Here is a 716-nt window from a genome sequence, read left to right on the forward strand (position 1 = left end):
CTGGTGGATAACCTGGTCATCGTCACCGATGGTGAAGGCAGTGTGGTTTACCAAACCGATGAAGACGGCGAGTTGATTCTGGATAACAATGACAACCCGATTCCCGTCACGCAGACCGTGAACGTGTCCGCCACCCTGCGGGTCGGGCAGGCACGTAACTCCGGCGGTTTCTTTGATCGCTTCGCTGCCGGCGGTGTGCACGAAGGCTGGCTGAGTGCGGCGGAGCAACGTCTGCTTGCCGAATGGATCGATCTGGGGGCGCAGCTGTATAACGACCCCTTCCGGGTGCCGGAAAACTGAGCGGGCTTTCCCGCGCCCTGACATGTATTGGAAAGGAGACGCACCCGGTGCGCCTTGTTGTAATTCTGTTATCACTGATGGCGGTGCTGCCGGCCTGGGCTGAGCCCGAAGCTGAGCCTGATGCCAAATCGGATATCGCTCCGCTGCGCGTCAAGGTGGCGGAGCCTTTTGTGGAAATCCACAGCGGCCCGGGTCGCGGTTATCCCGTGTTTCATGTGGTGGAGCGTGATGCGCCGCTGACCCTGGAATATCGCCGCGCCGGCTGGATCAAGGTCAGCACCGTGCGTGGTCGGGTGGGCTGGGTGCCCCGCGACGCGTTGCTGGCCACCCTGGATGGCAGCGAGCAAACCCCGGAGATGAAAAACCTGGGGCAGGAAGCATTCCAGGGCGGGCACTGGCAGGCGTCGGTGCTGATG

Annotated in this window: 1 protein-coding gene and 1 pseudogene; both read left to right on the top strand. The window is 62.0% G+C overall.

Annotated features, from left to right (window positions below; translation table 11 throughout):
• Positions 1-300: pseudogene (locus tag A3754_RS27035) on the top strand (hypothetical protein); the annotation flags it as partial.
• A 47-nt stretch (positions 301-347) separates the two neighbouring features.
• Positions 348-716: SH3 domain-containing protein (locus tag A3754_RS02745; RefSeq protein WP_156496717.1), on the top strand; the 369-nt coding region annotated here is incomplete at its 3' end.

The sequence above is a fragment of the Alcanivorax sp. HI0083 genome (assembly GCF_001635175.1).